At 34.5% G+C, this 22,090-nt stretch carries 16 protein-coding genes; all 16 read right to left on the reverse strand.

Features of this window, described 5'->3' with window-relative positions:
• Nucleotides 1–29: 29 nt before the first annotated feature.
• Nucleotides 30–338 (reverse strand): RNA recognition motif domain-containing protein, encoded by a 309-nt coding sequence (locus BUC12_RS04470; protein WP_062176393.1) that lies wholly within the window; start codon nt 336–338, stop codon nt 30–32.
• A gap of 26 nt (nt 339–364) precedes the next feature.
• The gene (locus tag BUC12_RS04475; protein ID WP_062176390.1) at nt 365–811 is read right to left on the reverse strand and encodes a cold-shock protein; all 447 of its coding nucleotides are present in this window, start codon (nt 809–811) and stop codon (nt 365–367) included.
• Nucleotides 812–952: 141 nt separating this feature from the next.
• Nucleotides 953–1,192, reverse strand: a complete 240-nt coding sequence (locus tag BUC12_RS04480) for a hypothetical protein (protein ID WP_062176388.1) — start codon at nt 1,190–1,192, stop codon at nt 953–955.
• Between the two features lie 25 nt (nt 1,193–1,217).
• Nucleotides 1,218–2,336, reverse strand: coding sequence for a DEAD/DEAH box helicase (locus BUC12_RS04485; RefSeq protein WP_062176384.1), 1,119 nt, complete (start codon nt 2,334–2,336; stop codon nt 1,218–1,220).
• A gap of 86 nt (nt 2,337–2,422) precedes the next feature.
• Nucleotides 2,423–3,460 (reverse strand): GTP pyrophosphokinase, encoded by a 1,038-nt coding sequence (locus BUC12_RS04490; protein ID WP_062176381.1) that lies wholly within the window; start codon nt 3,458–3,460, stop codon nt 2,423–2,425.
• Entirely contained in the window at nt 3,453–4,547 is a 1,095-nt protein-coding gene (locus BUC12_RS04495) for an NAD(P)H-dependent flavin oxidoreductase (RefSeq protein WP_062176378.1), read from the reverse strand. Before BUC12_RS04495 ends, BUC12_RS04490 begins: the two co-directional genes overlap by 8 nt.
• A 300-nt stretch (nt 4,548–4,847) precedes the next feature.
• On the reverse strand, nt 4,848–6,158 hold the full coding sequence (locus BUC12_RS04500) for an ATP-binding protein (protein WP_062176375.1): 1,311 nt from the start codon (nt 6,156–6,158) through the stop codon (nt 4,848–4,850).
• Nucleotides 6,159–6,481: 323 nt separating this feature from the next.
• Complete coding sequence (locus BUC12_RS04505) at nt 6,482–9,712, reverse strand: efflux RND transporter permease subunit (RefSeq protein WP_062176371.1); 3,231 nt, start codon at nt 9,710–9,712, stop codon at nt 6,482–6,484.
• Nucleotides 9,713–9,758: 46 nt separating this feature from the next.
• Nucleotides 9,759–11,240: a TolC family protein gene (locus BUC12_RS04510; RefSeq protein WP_062176368.1), complete on the reverse strand. Its 1,482-nt coding sequence runs from the start codon at nt 11,238–11,240 to the stop codon at nt 9,759–9,761.
• Nucleotides 11,241–11,258: 18 nt separating this feature from the next.
• The gene (locus BUC12_RS04515; protein ID WP_062176365.1) at nt 11,259–14,327 is read right to left on the reverse strand and encodes an efflux RND transporter permease subunit; all 3,069 of its coding nucleotides are present in this window, start codon (nt 14,325–14,327) and stop codon (nt 11,259–11,261) included.
• 89 nt (nt 14,328–14,416) lie between these two features.
• Complete coding sequence (locus BUC12_RS04520; RefSeq protein ID WP_157257483.1) at nt 14,417–15,388, reverse strand: efflux RND transporter periplasmic adaptor subunit; 972 nt, start codon at nt 15,386–15,388, stop codon at nt 14,417–14,419.
• A gap of 101 nt (nt 15,389–15,489) precedes the next feature.
• A complete protein-coding gene (locus BUC12_RS04525; RefSeq protein WP_062176362.1) occupies nt 15,490–16,959 on the reverse strand; it encodes an O-antigen ligase family protein in 1,470 nt (489 codons plus the stop codon).
• Nucleotides 16,960–17,303: 344 nt separating this feature from the next.
• Entirely contained in the window at nt 17,304–17,963 is a 660-nt protein-coding gene (locus tag BUC12_RS20510; RefSeq protein WP_062176357.1) for a hypothetical protein, read from the reverse strand.
• A gap of 18 nt (nt 17,964–17,981) precedes the next feature.
• Nucleotides 17,982–19,148, reverse strand: coding sequence for a 6-bladed beta-propeller (locus BUC12_RS04540; RefSeq protein WP_157257481.1), 1,167 nt, complete (start codon nt 19,146–19,148; stop codon nt 17,982–17,984).
• Between the two features lie 58 nt (nt 19,149–19,206).
• Nucleotides 19,207–19,521, reverse strand: coding sequence for a hypothetical protein (locus BUC12_RS04545; protein ID WP_062176352.1), 315 nt, complete (start codon nt 19,519–19,521; stop codon nt 19,207–19,209).
• An 83-nt stretch (nt 19,522–19,604) separates the two neighbouring features.
• Nucleotides 19,605–22,076, reverse strand: a complete 2,472-nt coding sequence (locus BUC12_RS04550; protein WP_062176349.1) for a hypothetical protein — start codon at nt 22,074–22,076, stop codon at nt 19,605–19,607.
• Between the last annotated feature and the right edge of the window lie 14 nt (nt 22,077–22,090).

Consider the following 22,090-nt stretch of genomic DNA (forward strand, 5'->3'; position numbering starts at 1 on the left):
GTCTCCTACCCGTTAACTATACTATTTGATTAATAGCGGTTTCTATTATGTCCACCGTTTCCGCCTCGGTTATCGTATCCGCCGCCGCTTCTATCTGTTTTAGGGCGGGCAACATTTACACTGATCGTTTTTCCTTCAAAATCTGTCTCGTTCAATTCAGAGATAGCATTTTGCCCTTCGGTGTCATTTGGCATTTCAACGAAACCGAATCCGCGAGATCTACTGCTTTCCCGGTCTGTGATAATCTTTGCAGATTCAACTTCACCATACGCTGCAAATAATTCCTGTAAACTCTCGCTTGTTGTGCTAAAGTTTAGATTTGATACATAAATGTTCATTCTTTTTCTTAATTAATTATTATTGATTAGTGGCCGTCCTTATTGGCAAGAGTAATCCTTACGGCATTCATGCCTTTTTGACCACGTTCCAACTCGAATGTTACCATATTTCCTTCTGTAATGGAAGCTGGAGCACTACTAACATGGAAAAAATATTTATCCGTACTTCCTGTATGCTTTATGAAACCATATCCCTTATCGGGGTTAAAGTATTCTACACGCCCCTCCAATATAGGATCTTCCATATCTTCTTTTCTCGGTGTAGAAACAGCTATATTCTCTTTCTTTATTTTTCGTTTATTAGTGAGATCGGGAGGAGTACTGGTTATAACACCGTTTTCATCCACATAAGCAATCATATCCTCAAAAGAATCGGCTGGATTATTTTTTCTTTCTTCCCGTTTTTGCTGTTTCTCTTTTCTCTTTTGTTGCTTCTTTTTTTCTATTTCTTTTTTATTAAATGTACTCGCCATATTTATTTTTAAAATCTTTATTTTGAATTAAAGAGTATGTTTATTTTACTTGTCATTCTAAGATTTGGAAAATCAAACCAATTACGAATTCATCGTTTTCCTGGCTTGACCGTATGCATCCTTCAAATATTCAGGACAGATCTATATCTTCGATTTATGCAATTTTATATATTTCTCCACACGGGCATCTATCTCTTCCTGTGATAAATGAGCCGGAAGTTCAATAGTAGTCCTGTCGCTAATTACGACATGGATAACATCTCCGGCACGTTCTTTTGCATTTTTCAACACTGATTCGGCTTGTTGTGTTGCCGATGTTTTTTCAGAACGGGTTATTTCACCTTCTTTTTTATTTGCTGAAGAATTCTGTTTTGCTGCCATATTATTGTGTTTTAGAGAATGTTTATTATTGGCTCGATACTGTTAGACGCTTTCCTGTAAGTTTCTGAATATCCTTGAGCAGACCTTGTTCATCTTGAGCACAGAATGTTAAGGCCATTCCTGTATTCCCAGCTCTACCTGTACGACCGATGCGGTGTACGTAAGTTTCGGCAACGTCCGGCAAGTCATAATTAATGACTAATTCCAGATTACTTATATCAATGCCTCTGGCTGCAATATCCGTTGCGATAAGGGTTTGTATCTTATGAGATTTGAAATCAGATAAGGCTCGTTGCCTTGCATTCTGGGACTTGTTCCCATGAATAGCTGCACTGCCTATTCCCGCTTTATCGAGTATACGTGCAATCTTGTCTGCCCCATGTTTAGTTCGGGAAAATATCAGGGCTGACCTTTTTCTGTCTTTTCTCAACAAGGTTATGAGCAGGTCTTTTTTCTCTTGTTTTTCTACAAAATAAATATATTGGTCTATGGTATCAACAACAGATGATACAGGAGTAACTTCGACTTTCACCGGATTATGTAAGATAGAGCGTGAAAGAGCTGCTATAGAGGAAGGCATAGTAGCCGAAAAGAAAAGTGTTTGCTTTTCTTTAGGAAGCTTAGGTAGTAAACGTTTAATATCATGAATGAATCCCATATCCAGCATGCGGTCAGCTTCATCCAATACAAAATGGCGAATAGAATTTAAGCTGATAATGTTTTGATTCATTAAATCGAGTAGACGCCCCGGAGTCGCAACTAATATATCTATTCCTTCTTTCAGTTGACTCACCTGAACATTTTGTTTCACCCCTCCGTATATCACACAGTGGCGTATACCGGTATAAGAGGTATAGTCATTCAGGCTCTCATTAATTTGAATTGCCAGTTCACGGGTAGGGGTTAATATCAGTGCCCTTATATCCCTTTTTTTGCCATGTACTTTGTTCTGATACAGCTGCTGTATGATGGGTAATGAGAATGCTGCGGTTTTACCTGTTCCTGTTTGTGCCAAGCCCAGTATATCGCGATTATCCAGTGCAGGAGCTATAGCTTGCTGTTGTATCGGAGTCGGATTTATATATCCTTTTTCGTTCAGAGCCTTCAAAACGGGCTCAATAATATTTAATTCTTTAAATGTCATGTTTTTTTCTGCGTTAAAAGCAGCTTTTAATTAATAATGTGTAACTCATCTTTAAAATATGAATTACGTTTATAAAAGGTTACTTCCTATTGCTCAGAGAACATATCCTTATATATTTTAGCAATCCGAAGTAACCGTGATGGCCGGTCATTCTCCGTTATAGCCGGATAATCTTTGAGTATAGTGACAGCCTTCTTTCTAAGTAGTACCAACAACAATAGATCAGAAGAATTTTGATCTATTGTTATGTTTATATTTTTACTTGCTATATATTTCGTAAGTTTGTCATATTCATATTTTGCGACACCAATCAGCGTTTCATCTTTATCGAGAAGTTCTGAAATAATTATTTCTGGAGAATCTAATTTTAGATTTAAAAACTCATCATATAACAGCCCCGCATTATTCGCAAATAATTCTCCTAAATTCAGGAGTTCTCCCATCCTCACTGCAAAATCATGTACATCAACAAACTCTCCTTCCTGAAGTTTCAATCTTTCATTTGTAGCTTCCAATAATCGTTGAATAGTTATATCTCCCGATCTCGTGATGAGTCCTAGCTGATCGATCAAAATTTTTTCATCTTTTGATAAATTCCCTTTCCGGGGCTTATATTGTAAGTCATGTTCTATCTCATTATATACATGCGACAATAAACTGCAAACCTGAATTTCGCATGTTGTATTTCTTAAATTGAAATTGTCTGTCAGATACTCGGAAGGTAAAGCTACCTGACAGTGAGTCGCCTTATAATATTTACCATCATTTCCATTTCTATCTTTAACTTCAATCCTGATTTTATCATTACCCTTTCCTATGAAAATACGTAGGATTTCCTCTACCACTTTTGGTCTGTCTGCTTCCTGATAAGTTATAATACGAACACCAGCAAGGTCACTAATTCCTTCAAAAACACTATTTACTGATTCGTATTTTATGCTTTTCCTTAGTTTTTCGGCTAGGCTTGTCGGACTTTTTACCCGATGTTGAACTGTTGCCCTGACAGTCAGATTCTTTTGAACAATACTCTGACATATACCGGAAACTATATCAGTCAATTTTTTATAACGGTCATATTCCCGGATATATCTTCTTATTGTTTCTTCGATCAGAGTGTCATTCATGTGACAGCCCTATTGTTAATAATGGTCTTTTTTCCGCTAGGGTAAATTCTTCTTTCAGCCTACATACAACTTCTTTTACACTGCTTATTTTCTGTGCCAGATGTGCATTTACTCCGGCAAAAGCATACCCTTTTCTCATATCACCTTTCGCTGCATTAAATAATGCTTTCATAATACAGTAAGGGCTCTTCGTATAGTCACAAGTCTTTATACAATGTACAGGACAGGTTTTAGGTATTTCCAACCCTTCGGAAACACGTTTTAGAAACTCTCCTTTAATAGCACGTCCAGGCATCCCTACAGGGCTGTTAATTATCATTAAGTCGTCTTCTTTAGCTGTAAGATAAACCTGTTTGAAGGTTTCTGAAGCATCGCATTCGTCTGTAGTAACAAATATTGTTCCCATCTGTACAGCTGATGCTCCCATTTCGATAAAACGATATATATCTCCTCCTGAAGATATTCCACCTGCGGCAATAACTGATATCGTTTTTATTTCTTTATATAATGCGACTGTTTCTATAACCTCGGGAATTATCTGTTCAAGAGAATACAGGTTATCATCAATTTGCTCTTTTTTGAATCCTAAATGCCCTCCTGCTTTCGGGCCTTCTACAACGATCGCATCAGGTAGGTAACCGTAATTATTATACCATTTCTCACAAATTATTTTTGAGGCTCGGGCGGAAGAAACGATCGGAACTAACTTGGTTTTACTATCCACAGTTCGATAAGATGGTAGATCCAACGGTAGTCCTGCTCCGGCAAATATGACATCCGCTTTTTCTTCGATGGCTGTACGTGCCATATCGGCAAAATTGGATAAAGCAACCATTATATTGACTCCAATTATACCAGTTGTTTTTTCTCTGGCTAAACGCAACTCTTCTTTTAGCCCCCAAATACTGCTCTTAATAAAATTTCCGTGTCCTTTATGGATAAGTCCCAAACCGGCACACGATATAACTCCTATCCCTCCTTCATTAGCTACTGCTGATGCTAAACCGGACAAAGATACACCTACCCCCATTCCACCTTGGATAACCGGAAGTTTGACTTCCAGACTCCCTATAAAAAATGATTTCATCTTATTTACAAAAATGCGTTACGACAAAAGCATTACACATTCTCGTAACTGATTAATACCAAAAACAAGAAAGTTGATTTTGTTGTCGATTTTGACGATGGGAAGATCCGCTAACCAGCGCGGAGCAAAACATTGAGAAGATAGATACAATAAAAACTAGATTGCTCAAGTTCTAAAGATACGAAAGAAAAACGACTTATTTATTGTTTTACAATATTTTATAATAAAGACATTATAATATTTCTTTATTTAATGTCTCATGAGGATATTGCATCGAGGCAAACAAAACTTTTATAACAACTACATATCTTCCAGAGAAAGCCCCTTCAATTGAACGTTGTATTTTGAAAGTTCTTTTTTTATAGAATCAACCTTTGCCTGAAGATGATTCAAATCAATTTTCTTCGGATTACGTTTTACTTCGGCAATAATAGCTGTTTTATCCAAATCATTCAAAGCTATCAGATCAATTTCATTCAATCCTTTATTGTCCCAATAGCTGCCAATCATGGTAACCCTCTCCTCCTCTACTGTTTTCGCCTGGAAATATTTCTCCAAGATCAGTCCGCTGTATTGCTCGTAATTCTTATCAATATACTCTCGAAGCAATTCGTTCTTTCCCATTTCAATTAACGATTGGTTCGGGAAAATAAATCTGAACCAAAAACGAAGATAATTATCATTCAGACTCCAACGGTTTTTACGGCTCTCCGGTTTCGAAAACATAGGTTTGTTTCTTATAATAAGAGAATACTCCTTCTCAAGATTTACCAGATAGGCGCCTGTATTTTTTTCAATAATAGAATCAATTTCACTTTGGGTAGTCTTTCCTGAAGCTATTAACTGCATAATGGAAAAGTATGTACCATATTCCTTTCCAAATTCAGAGACCAGTAAATCTTTACCTTCACCAAGAAAAGGTGAGTCCGGACTTGTGACCATATCCAGCATCTTATCTTTCGTAACCGCTCCGGCTTCCATTAATAAATCAAGATATTTGGGAACTCCTCCGGTAAGCATATACAGGCACAGAAGATCCTCTGCTGTGTATTTAGGATTATAATCTTTTAATATCTCCTTGATGACACTTACGGCAAAAGGTTTCAATATCATCTTTGATGTAAGACGGCCAAATAAAGGCTCTTTTCTATTCTCAAAAATCTTCATCATCATTGAATAGATAGAACCGGAAGCTATAAAATTGATTTTAGTCTTGTCTTTATACTGATCCCAAAGATTCTGAACATCACTAAATATAGATGAATTTATATTATCAAATTCCTGAAACTCATCAATTATCAGCGTATAATGTTCTTTTGTAGCAAAAATAAGTAATTGCTCAAAGAGGTCTTTAAATTGGGTAATACTTCCGAATATTTGTATGCCCAAAGCTCTTGTTGCATCTTTTTGAAACTGTTCACAAAGAAGCGGCTCACTTTTTCGGGAAACAAACAGATATAGATATTTTTGACCTTTTACAGATTCGAGAAGAAGAGATGTTTTACCGATACGGCGACGTCCCACCATAACCGTAAAACACGAACTTTTTTGAGATTGCTCCAGCATACGGGCTAAAACCTCTAACTCCTGTATTCTATTATAAAATTTCATCTTAAGCAATCATTTAATGGTTGTTATTTTAATGGCCATTACAAAAATAGAATATTTTATTTAATTCCCCATCGACCGACAGAATTATTTTAATGATCATTATCTTAATATATATTACATAAAAGACAAATAGACCTCAGTCAGCCTCCTCGTTTCCACTGATTTCAAATACTGCAACGGTCTCTTGATATTAAAATACAACACTGCAAAAAATAAATTCATAGAAATAGGGTAATACCCTTGCGAAACAAGTTCATCAAGCCAAACTCTTTTAAAATGAAGTTTCTTTAATTTTAGGATATCAGTTTTGTATAATATAATTATTAATTTAGCTTTTTTCCTACACCGATAAACAAAGGCAGAAAAAAGAACAGAGCAATAAAAGATAAAATAAGACCACCGATTGTCCCTGCTGCCAGAGGAAACCAGAATGCCTCTTTATAGTCTCCAATCATAAAAGGGATAAAGCCTAGTATTGTAGAAACAATAGTAAGAAATATAGGCCTAATTTTTCTATCCCAAGCCTGTATATATGCTTTTATGGGAGTGACTCCTGGCCATTTTTTTCTGATATTATTATATTCGTCTAGTATATATATATTTGCATTGACAGATATCCCGGATAAAAGAATAAAGGCAGCAAATCCTCCTTGATCAAAGTTTAATTCAAATAAGTAAAATACTAAGAATACGCCAACAAATGAAATAGGTATAATGAAAATAATAATTAATGGTTGGCTCAATGAATTGAACAAAATACTAGTTGTAAAAAATATAATAGCAATTAATAATAACAATAACCAATATTGACTATTACCTTCTTCATTCCACCAATATCCGAGTAAATCACTTTCGGCTTGATAGCCTAAAGGAACAACCTTATTAAAAGTCGAGATTGTTTTTTCCATAACATATCTGGATTGTTGTGGACTACCAATATATTCATATTGCAGACACAGACGGTATTGCTGATTTTCTTTTGCTATATCTTGTGGTACTTGGCCTTTTTCTATATCTGCTATATCAGTTAACTTATACTCAGTGTTCCTCATTTTTCCCGGGTAATTCTCCATATTCCAAATGTCCAGTTCATCCACTTGTTTCGAATAAAGAAAAATAGGTTCAATCTTCTCATTATTTATCCAATCTCCGACATATATGTTTCTATCAAACATTGGCGTTAAAGAATGGTATAACTCTAGTGGTAAAATATTTCCCTGAGAGAGCCTCTCTTTATTCAAATCAAACGAAAATTCCTCATAGTCATTTTTATACCAGCTAAACCTAGAATCTATTGAAACTTCCTTTATTCGTTGATGTTGAAGTAACGAGTCTTTCATCACTAAAGCCAAAGCATTAAGATCATCGTAACTATATCCTAAAAGTTTAATTCGGCTTGTTCCAGCTTGCTCCTTTACATCATTGTTAAAACCATCACCTAATCCATATACATTCCAGCTTCCTCCTCCTAATTCCAGAGCTTTACTTATAAGTTCTTGTTTTAATATATGGGGAAATTGTCCTCTCTGATATTCTTTTGTAAAAAAAATCCGAATACTAGCTCTTTTACCATTCTCTACAAAGGTCTCGAATTGTTTCACTTCTGGATATCCTATTATATAATTTTCCATCTTTTCTATTAAAGAATTCATTTGGAATATAGTCGAACCATTGGGTAAAGATGCGGTCACATTTAAAGATGTTTCCTCCCTACCTTCTGATAAGTATGACCCATTCTGTACCTTTTGCACGAATAAGCGCATTGTACCTCCCAGAATGATATCAGACACAGGCTTTATTATTTCCTTATAAAATATCGAGCCAAATGTATCATTGTATAAATCGGACCAAAAACCTATTGTTTGTTTCTGTTCGAATTCCTGAGTGATTTTATTTTCCTTCATCTCAATTTTTTCAGGTAAAAGAAAAACGGGTAATCCAAAGGCCAATACAATAATTGAAATGAACCATATTCTTTTGCGATACATAAATAGAATAACGCTTTTATAAACACGGTGAAACGCTATTAATGATTTTTTACCCTTAATGAAACTCGTCAATTTACAATACTCCTCGTTTTGACTTCGTTTTTTTTTGCTAATAATATTTAGTTGTTCTATAAGGGCTGGCACTAAAAGGATTGCAATAAATAATGAAATTATTAGATTTATAATAATAATCCATGCAAAATCTAATAATTTCCCACGAATAGATGCATCCATGAAGAATATAATAACAAGGGCTCCTATTGTTGTTATTGTAGCAGTTAGAATAGCCCAGAAAGATTTTGTATTTCCTCTTTGGACAATTTGATCTGATATAATAATAGTATTATCTATGATCAGAGTTAAAGATATTGTCAACCCTGCTAAAGAAAACATTTGTAATTCGATCTTTAATAAATAATAAAAAATAGCAGCTATAGCTATATTCGTTATTAATGAAATTATAATAAGAAAAGAATATTTTAGATTACGATATATAATAAGAATAAAACATAAAAGGACTAGAATCGTAGTCCCGGAGCGGAAATAGATTTTATTAATCTCTGTTTTTATATATTCGCTAGCATTATATGACAAATGAAATTCATATCCTACAGGCAAAGACGTTTCTATAATCTTCATCAGATCCTGAACCTGATTACTCAGTAACAATTGGTTAGCAGCCTTGTCTGCTGTTATCGATAAATAAATGGAGTTCAGCCCGTTTATCCGGAAATAACTAGAGGCTTCTTCTTCTTCAAAACTAATATACACTAATTGAGATAGACTTATAATTGTACCCTCATTATTCTTTACTTGAATATCTGATGGATCAAATGTCTGATTTTGCATTTCTGAGGTTAGAGCAACACTAATCCATTCCTCTTGTCCATTTTCCCTCTCAATTCTCCCTAATCCCAAAAATTCCTGATTCAGATATAACTGAATAGCTGACTTTATATCGTTCACTGATATTTTGTATCGTTGCAATTGTCCAAAATCATATGTTAGCTTATAAATCATTCTGTATGAACCATTAACTTCAATATGACTAATATCCTTTATTCCCGATAGTTTAGTTTTTATGTTGTTTTCAACATAATCTTGTATTAGTATTGACGAAGTTGGAGCATTTATTATATAACGAATAAAAGGACGATCTGACTCTTCTTCTGTTCCTGACATAGATACGGACGGATAGCTAACTCCTTTCGGTAATAAAGGCCACGTTTGTCGTATAATCGAAGATATTTCAAACCTCACAATATCGGGATTAATATGTTCTGAAAGTCTTATCAATATATATCCCGAGCCATTTGACGAATATGAATTTAGGCTTTGTATACCATCAATCCGGTTTAACATAGCCTCCAATTTAGATGTGACTTCCATCTCTATTACTCTTGCTGACTGCCCCTTCATATTGAAAGATATACTGACCAAAGGTTGCTTTTTCGAAGGATTTAGCTTAACCGGTAATTGGGGAGCCATAAATAAGCCTAATAATAAGAGGCAGACAAATATGATTATTATAGAAAAAGGAGATAGTCTTCTTTTATTTTTTTTCATATATTTCCCATGTATTCAGATACTATTTATTATATAGTTACAACTGTTAAGGACGTACGTTCTCTGTAACATCAAATAGTTCAGTTAATTTTTTTTGTTCAAAAAAATCAAATAAAGTCAACTTTCGAAGTTTATAATAACTTAGCCAATAATCGCGACAAGTCGAAATATAATTCCGTTGAGCTGTATTTTGCCTGTTCAGCGACAATGTCATACTATTAAGATCTGCCTTCCCTATAATAAATCGTTCTTTAGTGGCATTATAAGCCATCGTGGACAATTTTAAGGCTTCCTCAGCGCTACTTATTAGATTTTGCTGAATATTAAAATCATTTACAGTCATTATAATATCCTGCTCAAGACTTAGTGCTTTTTGTTGGATTGATATTTTTGTTACATTCAGATTATTACGAGCCATATTTGCCCTTCCCTTTCTCACTCCCCAGTCTATCAATGGTATAGTAAAACTTACACTTATCAGATCTTGTTGTAATGGATTTTTATATGAATCACCAAAATTTTCAGCAATTTGATTAAATCCGACACTTACAGAAAAACTAGCATCAAAAACTGCACTTTTCTTCGTTCGGTCTACTTCTTTTTCCATATTTAGTTCTTCTTGCATGAATCCCAAGTAGTCCGGATTATTTTCTCTTGCATACAAAAGTGCTGCATCCATAGGTATTGTCAATTCTACCGGTCGGTCAGGCAGTTCCAATTGTATTTGTGTCTCTTTATTCATATTCAGGAATGAAACAAAACTGAACATGGAACGCTTCAACCCCATCTCTGAATTTTTCAAGGTATTGCGAGCATTAACGACATCCAATTTAAGTGTTAGTAGATCTGATTGAGAAATAGACGCTATTTTATGACGCTCTTGTCCCATATTATACAAAGTATCCGAAGAGGCTACATTCTCTATAGCCATATTATATTCCATTTGGGCCATAGCCAGGCTGAAAAAATAAGTAATAACTGATTCGGACACTTCTTCTCTGGAATATAGATATTGCTTTTTAGCCTTCTCATACTTTAACGGTTCTATTTTTTTATCCCACTTAAAGCTATTGAATCCGAATAATGCCTGAGAATAACCTATCCGAATAGGAACAGTACTGAATTGGGAAAATGTATTGTCACCCAAATTACGCATATAGCCTAACTCTGAATCTACAAAAAAAGTCCCTCCTGTGAAATCGAGATTTTGGCTTATCGAAAGATTACCATAAGTATATAATGATTGTTGTTCACGATAAACATCTACATTCCTATCAGAATCATATCGCTTTGTAAAATCTCTCTGATACTGAATTGGCGTAGTTTTTAATGACATGGAAGGCAACCTGCCTGCCTTAAATGCCCTATACTCCCAATAACTTGCCATATACAGATTCTTTGCTCTAAAAGCCTGTAATGAACTATCAGATGCAATAGAAATACTCCGTTTCAAATCGAGTTTTATGATTTGAGATAAGGCTAAATTTGATAAAATGAAAAATAATAGAATTATAGGTATCTTCTTCATAAATATTGTTTTAAAGCATTATTTTTCTTCCTTTCTATATATCCACCAGTAGGCCAATGGTACAACAAACAGACTAATTGGTGTTCCTACAACCATTCCTCCAATAGTGGCTATAGCCAATGGTTTTTCCAAATTGGAACCTAAATCATCGCTAAATAAAAGAGGAACCATACAAACGATAGATGTCATACTAGTCATTAAAATCGCTTTTAAGCGCCTATGCCCTGCTTCATGAATGGCCTCTATAAGAGGTAATCCTTTTTTTCTTAATTGGTTCATCATATCAACCTTCAAAATTGAATCATTAATTATAATACCACAGGTCACAACTATACCAATAGCTGACATCAGATTTAGAGAGTGACCTGTTATAATTAGCAAACCTAAAGCTGCGGCAATGTCTATCGGTATTTCGAGTAACACAATAAGAGGTTGCTTAAGACTTTCAAATTGTGATGCTAATATAAAGTACATAAGTCCTATAGACACTAGTAGGATTATAACCATCTCTTTAATCATTTTTTTATTTAAAAAAAAAGCTCCTGAAAAACCAATCTCCCAGTTTACATCTGTTATTCCTCTTATTTTATCTACTATTTGATCTGTATTTTTTGTTTCAAAAAAGTAAAATGGGACATACTCTCCTGTTTTACCGGATACAATTGTCTTCATGTCTTCAGATGATGTTATTGTCACAAAGGTCGAGAGGGCAAGCTTATTTCTCGAACCATCACTTTTTATCGAGGTTTCTATCAATGTATTATCTATTATATCCTTAATAGACCTTTCTTCATCTACCAATAAAATTGGCAAATATTGCTGTTGAGAACGCAACGTAGCAAATTGGTTTTCTTTAAAAGCAGTTATAAGAGATTTGTAGACCAAATCATAAGGAACATTATATAATAGGAGTTTAGCTTTGTCTATATGGATGTTAATCTGATTCTGAAATGATGTGACAATAGCTATCTCACCTGTTATATGTTCTAGTTTATTTTGAATAGATAAAATCGTTTCCTTGTCGATCTTTTTAGTCTTGTCGTCTATATAGTATTCTATTACAAGATCGGGTTCTCCTATTGTAAATATTTTTTCAAAAATATTCCCTACAGGAGAGAATGTTACCGAAGAATTTGGATATTGATCAACAAAATATTTTCCTATTTCATTTTTCAGGCGATTAATTTCACTTGGAGTTTCAGTCTTTATATATATTTCGGCTTCGGTAGATGTCAAGTTCCAATCTTTATTTAATAAGAACTGTTGCTGCCCTACAAGTCCCGAAGTTTCTTTTGTTTGATGCTTTAATTCTCTGAGAAACGAAATGCAGCGATCATGGTTTTCTTGTATATGAATATTCTCATTCCATTCAATATGAACAATTACCTCATTCTGATTAATATTAGGCATTTTTTCTTTTTTTATTATGACAAATAGCCAAAAACAGATAGGGAAAACAACTAACATAACAGCCAATGTCAACACTTTATGAGAAAAGATCCAGCAAATTCCTTTATGGTACATTTCTTCGACTGGATACTTTTTTCTTTCTTTCTTTTTATTTTTTTTACTGCTTGACCAATGAATATCCGGAATATTTACTGAATATATTAGTTTGTAAAGTATAGGCAGAAGAGTTATACCGGTAAGATATGATGTGAGTAGACCAACAGTCACAGAAAAAGCCTGGTCGAAAAAAACAGCTCCTGCTATTCCACTCATAAAAATAAGAGGAATAAAAACTGCAATGTTTGTTAATGCAGAACTTAGCATAGGAGTACTGACTTCATTCGTTCCAATAACACACGCTTCAGAGAGAGATGATCCTTTTTTTCGGTGTTGCCCAATATTATCAGAAACAATTATTGAATTGTCTATCATATTTCCCGATGCAAGGATTAATCCGGTTAATGATACTACATTAAGTGAAATATGAAACAGGAAAAAGAACAACAAACTTATTACTAGAGAAACAAATAAACCTATACCGATAATAATAGAAGAACGGCCATCTTTTAGAAAAATCACCGAGATTAAGAATACAAAAATGAAAGCTAATATCAGGTTTTCTTGCAAATTAGAGATTGTATAATCTAAAAGTTCAGTTTGATTTTGGGTAATGTGGAATTCTATTTCAGGAAAATCCTTTTGAAACTGCTCTACAACTTCATTTACTGCAAATTGAAGATCATCAAAATTTTCTTCCGATTGTTTTATCACAGAAAGGACTATCGCCCTTTTGCCATTATAGATAGCCATGCCTTGTTCTTTTTGAGGAACAAACTCTATTTTTGCCATATCCTTCAGTTGATATATCCGGTCATTCTTTCGTATGTAGATATTTTCAATATCTTCGAGAGTTCTCAATATGGAAGAAAAACGAATAACATATTCATAATGCCCATCACGAACAGACATGCTACCCGGTTCTACATTATTATCATTCAAAGCCTCTTCTAAATCGGATAGAGTAATTCCACTTACATCTAACATTTCCTGATCCGGAGAAATAACTATTTGTTTTTTTATTAGACCCGATACATCTATCATTGCAATCTGAGGCAATTGCTCGAAGCGGCGTCTTATAACACTTTCGGTAAATTCGCTGAGTTCTATAAATTTATTTATATCCGTATATTCAAAACTACTATCGGAACAGAGTGTCAGGTCTAGATTAAAGACCGGTATATCAGTTGCACTGGCTTTTATTACCCTAGGCCGTTCAATTTCTTTTGGCAAATAATTCATAGCCGCATCGATTTTTTCATTCACTTCGATAAAAGCGAGATGGGTATCGACTCCATATTCAAAGCTCAAGTGCACAACAGCATTCCCATCACAGGTTTCACTCCGTATATCCCTGAGATTTCCAACTTGCATCAGTTGTTGGCGAATCCGGTTCACAACGGTATTCTCTAACTCTCGGGCAGAAGTGTTTTTACCTGATATCTGCACTGAGATTTCAGGAATATCAATATCGGGTAACAATGAAATCGGAATGTTCATATAAGTAATAATACCCAATATGAAAAATGCAATAAAAGCCATTAATACAGATACAGGCTTATCGATAAGATATTTAATCATTTCCCATTTTTAGATTTAAGAATATCAAACTTTACCTCCAATAGTATTACCTAAAGAAAGCTAAACAAAATTCAGACAAGATTATATTGTCATTTTTTTACTATTACCGGAACATCATGAGATAAATTGATGTTTCCTTCATAGATTATACTATCTCCCAAAGCTAATCCTTCTGTTATTACATAGTTCTCTGTATTTTCTTGTGCTGTTTGTACATAGTTCCATTTAGCTTTATTATTCTTAATACTAAATACCACTTTTTTGTTAGCCCGTAAGACTAATGCCGATTTAGGTATACATAACTGTTTTCCAAGAATACGTTGTACACGTACTTTTACATTCATACCCTCATAGAGCCTGTTCTCTTTACTATTCAACATTGCCTTAACCTTAACCATTCCATTCTTGTCTATCAATGGATTTATTTCTGAAATCCGGCCTCGCTCTAAATACTCATGAGATGAAAATGGAGAAACCAACACTTGATCATTAAGATTAATCAAGGATAACTCATTTTCCAGTATATTAAATGTAACCTCTATGTGGTGGTTATCAATAATTGTACAAAAAGGTTCAGACCCCGGAGCATTGAACTCCTTTACTGATAAGTTAGCTACAATACCACTAAACGGAGCATATAGAGTGGTTGCTTTTAAATTATATTCGGCCAATTCATAATTGTTCCGTGATTGTTCATAATTACTTCTTAGTTTGGCAATTTTCATTATGTCTTTGGGGATGTTTACTGAATCGCGTAAAGAATAGCCCTGACCTATCAAAACATCCTGTAAATCTAGTTTTGACTTTTCAAATGCTTCAACCGCCTGCTTCATTGCATTGTCTAATTTAAAATTATCTTGTTCTGCCAATTTTTGTCCTTTATTAACCCTTTCTCCATTCTTGACATGTATTTTGACTATGTTTTCCTGAGATAAAAAACGTATGTCTGCACTACGAGTAGATTCAATGATCCCATTGGATATCAATTCATAATTGAAATCAGTATACGCTAATAAACGAGTTTTTACATCCACAGGCTTACTTTCCGTTATCTCCATCATTTTTTCCTCCTTTTTGAGTTCCTCCTGTTTATCAGACTTACAAGAACAGGAAAACAGAAAGCATACACAATACAGCCATTTTTTTATATATATAATTTTGCTCATTTTTTATTATCTATTATGTTCTTCATCTCTTCTCTCATATTTTCTATAGCATTGGAGGGTACTTTAGGCTTTTTAGTTTGTACAATATGGACCATTTGGAATGTTTTCTCATAATCTCCGGTTTCATAATATAACTTACCTAAAAGATAATAAGGATATATCCTGTTAGGGATAGTATACAATGCTTGTTGGTAACATATTTCAGCTCTCATATTCTCTCCTAAGTTCTGATAATTTTGACCCATTGTTGTAAAAAGCGAAGGATCTCCACTTATTAAAATAGCCTCTTCTATGATCTCATTGCTTTCTTTATAATATTTCAATCTTGCAAAGCAAGAACTGTATTCAAGTAGAAATTTAGTTTGATCTTTCAGGTAAGGCATCAGTTTCTGATACTCCAATAAAGCTTTGTCATAAGAACCTATATCATAAAGCATTTTTGTTTTGTGCCAATATTTATATGCTTTGTAAGTCGGGTATCGGTTATATAGGAATATTCCAACCAGAGTAGAAGCTATAACTGTAATAATAGAAGTCGGTAATCTTTTTACCTCTTTACAAGCCTGAGCACATGAAGCAATCAGAAAACAAAGCAAAATAACAAATGGAAGTACTTTGAGGGGATAAGAAAAAAAAGAAAAGATTAGAAGAGCTACTAATGAACCAAGTTCTGCTACAAACCTCAATTTCAATGCATTTTTCAAAGACATGCAAATTATTGTAACAAAAATGAAAAGAGACAAAACGCCTGTTTCAATACCAATCTGCAAATATTCATTAAATGCATATTCCGGAGCATCAGCTACATATTCTTCTTGTGGGCTTCCCTTTCCTGACCGAAAATAATCGGCTTGAGCTTTTGCATAGGTTCCCGGGAAAAAACCGATACCTACTCCTAACGGATATTCAATAATTATTCCTGTTGATATTTTCCATATAAGAAAACGCCCATCTGCCGAATCCTTTTTTATACTGTAAAGAAATACTCCTCCAAGCAAGATAAATATTAAAAGAGTAGAAGATATGCAAATCGTTCTTTTTCTATACCTTTTCATCCATCTACAGAAGTTAAACTTACTCTTTTTTCTTGCAATCAGAATGCAAATACAACCACCTAGTAAGGCTAACCACGAAGCCCGGCTCATAGTAACCGGAAGAATCAACAGTATACTGATAAAACACACAGAAGATATACCCCATCTTATATATAAGGGTATTAACTTATTGTAAAACTTATATTTCAATATAGAAAAATCTCTTATAGCATAGTAAAATGCCAAAGGAGCTATTACTGAAAGATACCCAGCAAATGGACCCGGATTAAAAAACGGTCCGGTTACAGCAAATCGGTTATGGAATGATGACACAAAGCCGTATAGCTGTAATAGCCCCCATACAGCACAGATTAACCCTGTTAATATAAGCCCTGTCAATAGAATTTGTCTACTGAACTTTACCCCTGACATAATAATCCTCAAGTATAAATACAATATGAATATTAAAATTAGTAATATAAAAGGAGTATTAATTTCTCGTCCATTATACCAGAAAGAGGTTATCCCACTTACACAAAACAGAGTAACTAATATATCTATGATATTCAACGAAAAAGTGTACCTATGTAAAATACAAGAGCATAATACTGTAACAGACAAGATCCCCATAGATGCATAGAACCAAAAATATTTACCACTAACTGTTCTATCTGCAAATTCATTGTGAACGATAAGAACTGTGATAAAAACCAATAGTATTGACAGTATTAAGAGAAAGTGGGTTATTTGTAATAGTTTCATCTAGCTAGATTGTTTTATGAAGCTTGTTTTTGCAGGGGCTGATCAGATTGATTTTCTTTTTTCCAATGCTGTTTGGATATATCTCTCAAATATCTTGCAGTATAGTCTTCAATTTCTTTTGCCGGTAAAAAAACTTGCCTACAGGATAAATCTGTATCAAGAATAAAAAAGAATGGCTTATGCAATATTTCAACAGGTAAATTCAATTTTTGTCCATTTACATTATATGAAATTACTTGTAGATCTAAAGTCCTTTGAAATGCCTGATAATGTCTTTGATTTACATAGTTGGTTAAGATGATTATATTTTGTATTCCAATATCCTTGGTGTAATTTCTTAAACCATCCAAAGCATGCCTGATACAATCTTCACAATTAGACTCAGAAATATACAATACCAGATGTTTCTGTGAGGGCAATTTCTTATCAATAAAAAAAAAATTTGAAGCTGCATCCAACAAAAACAATTGTGGGAGCTGTAAATCTTCAGATTTTTCTTCATACACCTTATTTATCCGGATAATATCTAGTTTCTGGTTCCAATCTTTAGCTTTTTTGAGTTCGTTGTTCATTTCAGTATTATACTCTCTTAGGCTTACTATATTTTTAATTAAAATCAGATTAAGAATAACCAATATAAGGGTAACGGCTAATATCCAGTATGTTGTTTTCATAGAAATAATTTTTTAAGATTAAAAATCAGCCAAAGTAGATTCTATGATAACAGGGTTGTCGAAATCATTAACTTTATTGGCTATTTCAAGAAGTTTAGAATCTTTCAATTCTTCAGCATACCTTTTCAGTGTACTTGGTTCTACTAATGTGTAAAATTTATTCCCTGAAATATATCCATGTCCAAAGTCTAACGGGGCTCCTTGTACAGCTCTAAAACTTCGGCTATTACCGGTCCTCTTCGAAAAAATAGTATGACTATACTCCCCTTGTAAGAGTAATAAAACATATATATAATCACTCGACTCTTTATAACTCATAATCAATCCATATTTTTCGGACATCTTAGATAAGTCCTCTGGCGATTTTAGAGGTTTCATCAAAACTTCTTCATTATACCCCTCATCAATATTATATTTTCCACAATCAATATAATATCTAGGGGTTATCTTATCATTAGACACATAATATACTATATTTGAATGATCCGGGTTTATACTTATTGTATCAGAATAAGGCTTCGAAAAACCTTTTTTAGACTTCCACAAATTAGTAGACTCAAAACTACTATCAAAATATGCTTCAGCATCTAATAACTTATTTTTCTTACCTAATAATATTAAGTTGGGATATGAAGATTCTTTATAAAAATCTTCATGAGGAAGATAATCCAGATAATAAACGATATTTCCCGTTTGAGTCTTTGCTATCAATGAACTGTAGCAATTTATTCTTCTCGTATTTATAAAATTCCCTTCAAAATCATATGTTTGTATTCTTTTGGATTTATCACATAATATCAAAAGATATCTATTCTCTTCATCAATAGTAATAGTTCTGGGAGAGATATATTCTTCCGGTCCAGCACCTTCTCTATCTATTTGAATAAGATTTTCCCCATCTCTTTCTATGATAAATATTGAATGTGACTTTTTTCTATCCAGAATAAAGAATTTATCATTAGAAACAACAAAATCGGTGACTTCTCCGATCAAGATAGAATCCGTTGTTATTGGGATATAGCTAATACTATCAATCATCTCTAATAGATTAATTTCTCCCACCACTTTGTCCGTATTTATTTCAATTTTTTCAATTTTGATATCTATGTTTCTCTTTTCTCTGGTACAAGAGAAAAAAAAAACAAAAACAAAAGAAGCCAAACAATAATATGTAAATACTTTCATGCCTAAAAAAGATTTGTGCGCAAACATCTTTTATCGATGTTTGCGCGAGTTATTTTTATTATTGACAAGTTTTAGAACAAGTGTCAAAATACTTAGCGCTTTCTTCATCACATGTAGAATTGGCATAAGATACTTCACAAGTTACACTAACACATTCTTTTAATCCAACAAATGGGACATGACACCAATCCGCCATAGTTCTAGCATAAGAATAGTCTCCATCATCACTTTCAGAATTACCTCCAGAACCTCCATTATTTCCATTACTACCTGACGAAATAACATTTCCATTAGAGTCGACTATAATTGCATTGACAGTAATTATAGAACAGAACACTAATACAAACCCTAATAAAAAAACTTTCTTTTTCATGGTTTTATTTTTTTGATTATTTAAATAAATTTTTACTGTCTATATCATTTCAACAGCTATAAAAGACTTTCCCTTATTCTATATTATTGAACCACCTCCTTTCCCTTTATATTTTCAATATCTATTATTATGTTTTTAGCAACCTTATTATTATAAAAATCGACAGAAGCCTTACCTTCCATATCTGTCTTTACATTGGGATTCCAATACAGTGTCCGGCGAAAATCCTTTTCATCAGGTAATTTAACTGATGAATAATCAGGCGAAGGAAAATGACTTACATTGCCATATCCTTGAAATGTTGTTTCGCGAATACCTTTCTTATACTTCTTACGCTGCATATCATCGTGAGGAAAGATATCAACATAAACAAAGTTATTTCCCTTTTCATCAAATAGTAAGGGACTAATACTAATCCTTTCTATATTGTCCATCCCAACATAACTAAAAATGTCAGGAACTTTCATGCCTTTTAATCGAAATTCAGTGCTTATCGGTCGATTATTATAGATATAACTAATTGTAACGGTTGAATCTCTCTCTGACTTCCTGAATTGCTGTGGGTAATACCGATCTAAAAAATCAAGAAAATCTCCAGTCTCCATATCAGCCTCATCTCTAACATCATCCAGCTTCTGTTGTACATCCAAGATTTCAATTGCATTCTCTAAGACAGTCTCTTGCAGGCTCTTCTTTTTCTTTTCTACAACAACTGCTTCTTTCAGTATGTGGGACTTTATTGTGATATCACTAGCATATTCGATATCTATTGTATTCTCGAGACTCGGTTCTGTACTGTTTATTATCGCTGCTTCTTTTGATCTTGATAAGACCGGTAAAATGGTCTCCTGATAACTATAATACCGGGATTCCGGAATAAAAAGACGATCTAACAAGATACGGCTGTGTTGTAGTTTGCCTTTCTTGCGTGTTTCAAGGGTTAGATTCTGACGGCCTTTAAAATCGTCCAGCAACAGGTTGAACCGCCCTTGACTATCTGTTATGCAGGTACCTTTCTGGTAGGGTGTAAGTATCCACATCGTTACATCAATACCTTCCTGCTCTTTTTTCCTTACCGAGGATAAGACCCGGCCTTCGATCGTTAATCCTTTTTCTATGCCGTATTTCACTTCAAAGCTTTTCTGTCCCGACATATATTGCCAGTCGTAACGTCTCCAACCCTGTGTCATGAGTAACAGGTCCAGAGATAATTTGCGACGGATATCATCTTCTTCGAAGTAATAAGTCGGATCGTTAATATAGCCTTTCAGGTCTGAGGTTAGTAACAGGTCGGTTTGAAGGTTACCGGTATAATTGGTCGGGATATCGCTGTCGCTATCTCTTACTGATAAGGAGAAGGTGGTCTCTATTGGGTGGTTTTGATGATCTCTGAGTTCCAGTTCGATCTTTACCGGAGAAAGGGGTTTATAATCGGTCTTTATATTGGTATTTGTTGTATAACCGGTTATCCCATGATTGACAAAGGCCAGCCGTTCGGCAAATATCCGGCCTGATGTATTGAACAGAGTTATTTGGATTACTCCGGTCGGCAAGCTTTCTTTCGGGATAGTTAATGAAATGGGCTCGTTACCAGTTGGTTCTAAGATGTCAAAAACATAAGCTTTTCCCCGGCAGGTGAAGGTAATACCTAAAGGCTCACTTTCTGTGGTTTTGGTACGGTCGATTTGGATAGTCAGGTTTTCTACATCCAGGTTGTTTACTTGCATGGCATAGCCTTCGGACTGGCTTACGGGTAAGGTGATTTTATGCTCTTTACCCTGATAGGTGATAACTGCGGTATAGATTCCGGCTTCGGGGTAAAGGACAAAGGATCCCATACCTTCGTGAACGGTTGTGAAAGTGGTTACTTCTTGTCCCCCACTGTTTTGGATTACGCCGGTGGCTTCAACCGGTTCTCCTTGATCTCCGGTTATTCTAAAGGCAACTTTGTTGCTTAAGCCTTGAATCAGGTTACCGCCTTCAGGGTAGAACTCCATATTCAACGCTTTATATTTTGGAGAGGGTTCACGGACACTATTTACTATCCGTTTCCAGGAACGGGCAGTCATTGTTTTTGTTGAATAATCGCCTTCTTGTTTGGGTTTGTCAAATACCGGAAAAACGCGTGAAAAGACGACATCTTCTCCGAAGTTGAGCATACTTTTAGTATAGGCTCTGACTTCGTAATATCCGGCATAGAGGGAATCTTTCAGCATAAAGTCGGCGTGCGCCTGACCGTTTTCCAGCTTTAGCTTTTTGCTTTCCATTATTTGGCCTTCGGGGGTCAGTATTTCGGCATATAGTACTTTGCTCAGGTCAGAGGGCTGCAAGTCGGAAGCGGTTACGACATAGGCTTTGAACCAGATGGTTTCACCTAAGAAGTACCCGGTATTATCGAAGTGCAGATAGGCTTTCTCCTGTGGATAGAGATGGTTGAATGTATTGATATTCTTTACAAAGGAATACAACTTCTGAGTAGTACTGTCCTGTGGGGTTTGTCCATAAATGAGACTACTAAACAGGATACTTAGTATGAGTGTGATTTGTGTCTTCATATCGGGTTAGGGTT

It is taken from the genome of Indolivaga macrotermitis, from assembly GCF_900128985.1.
Taxonomy (GTDB): Bacteria; Bacteroidota; Bacteroidia; order Bacteroidales; family Dysgonomonadaceae; genus Dysgonomonas_A; species Dysgonomonas_A macrotermitis.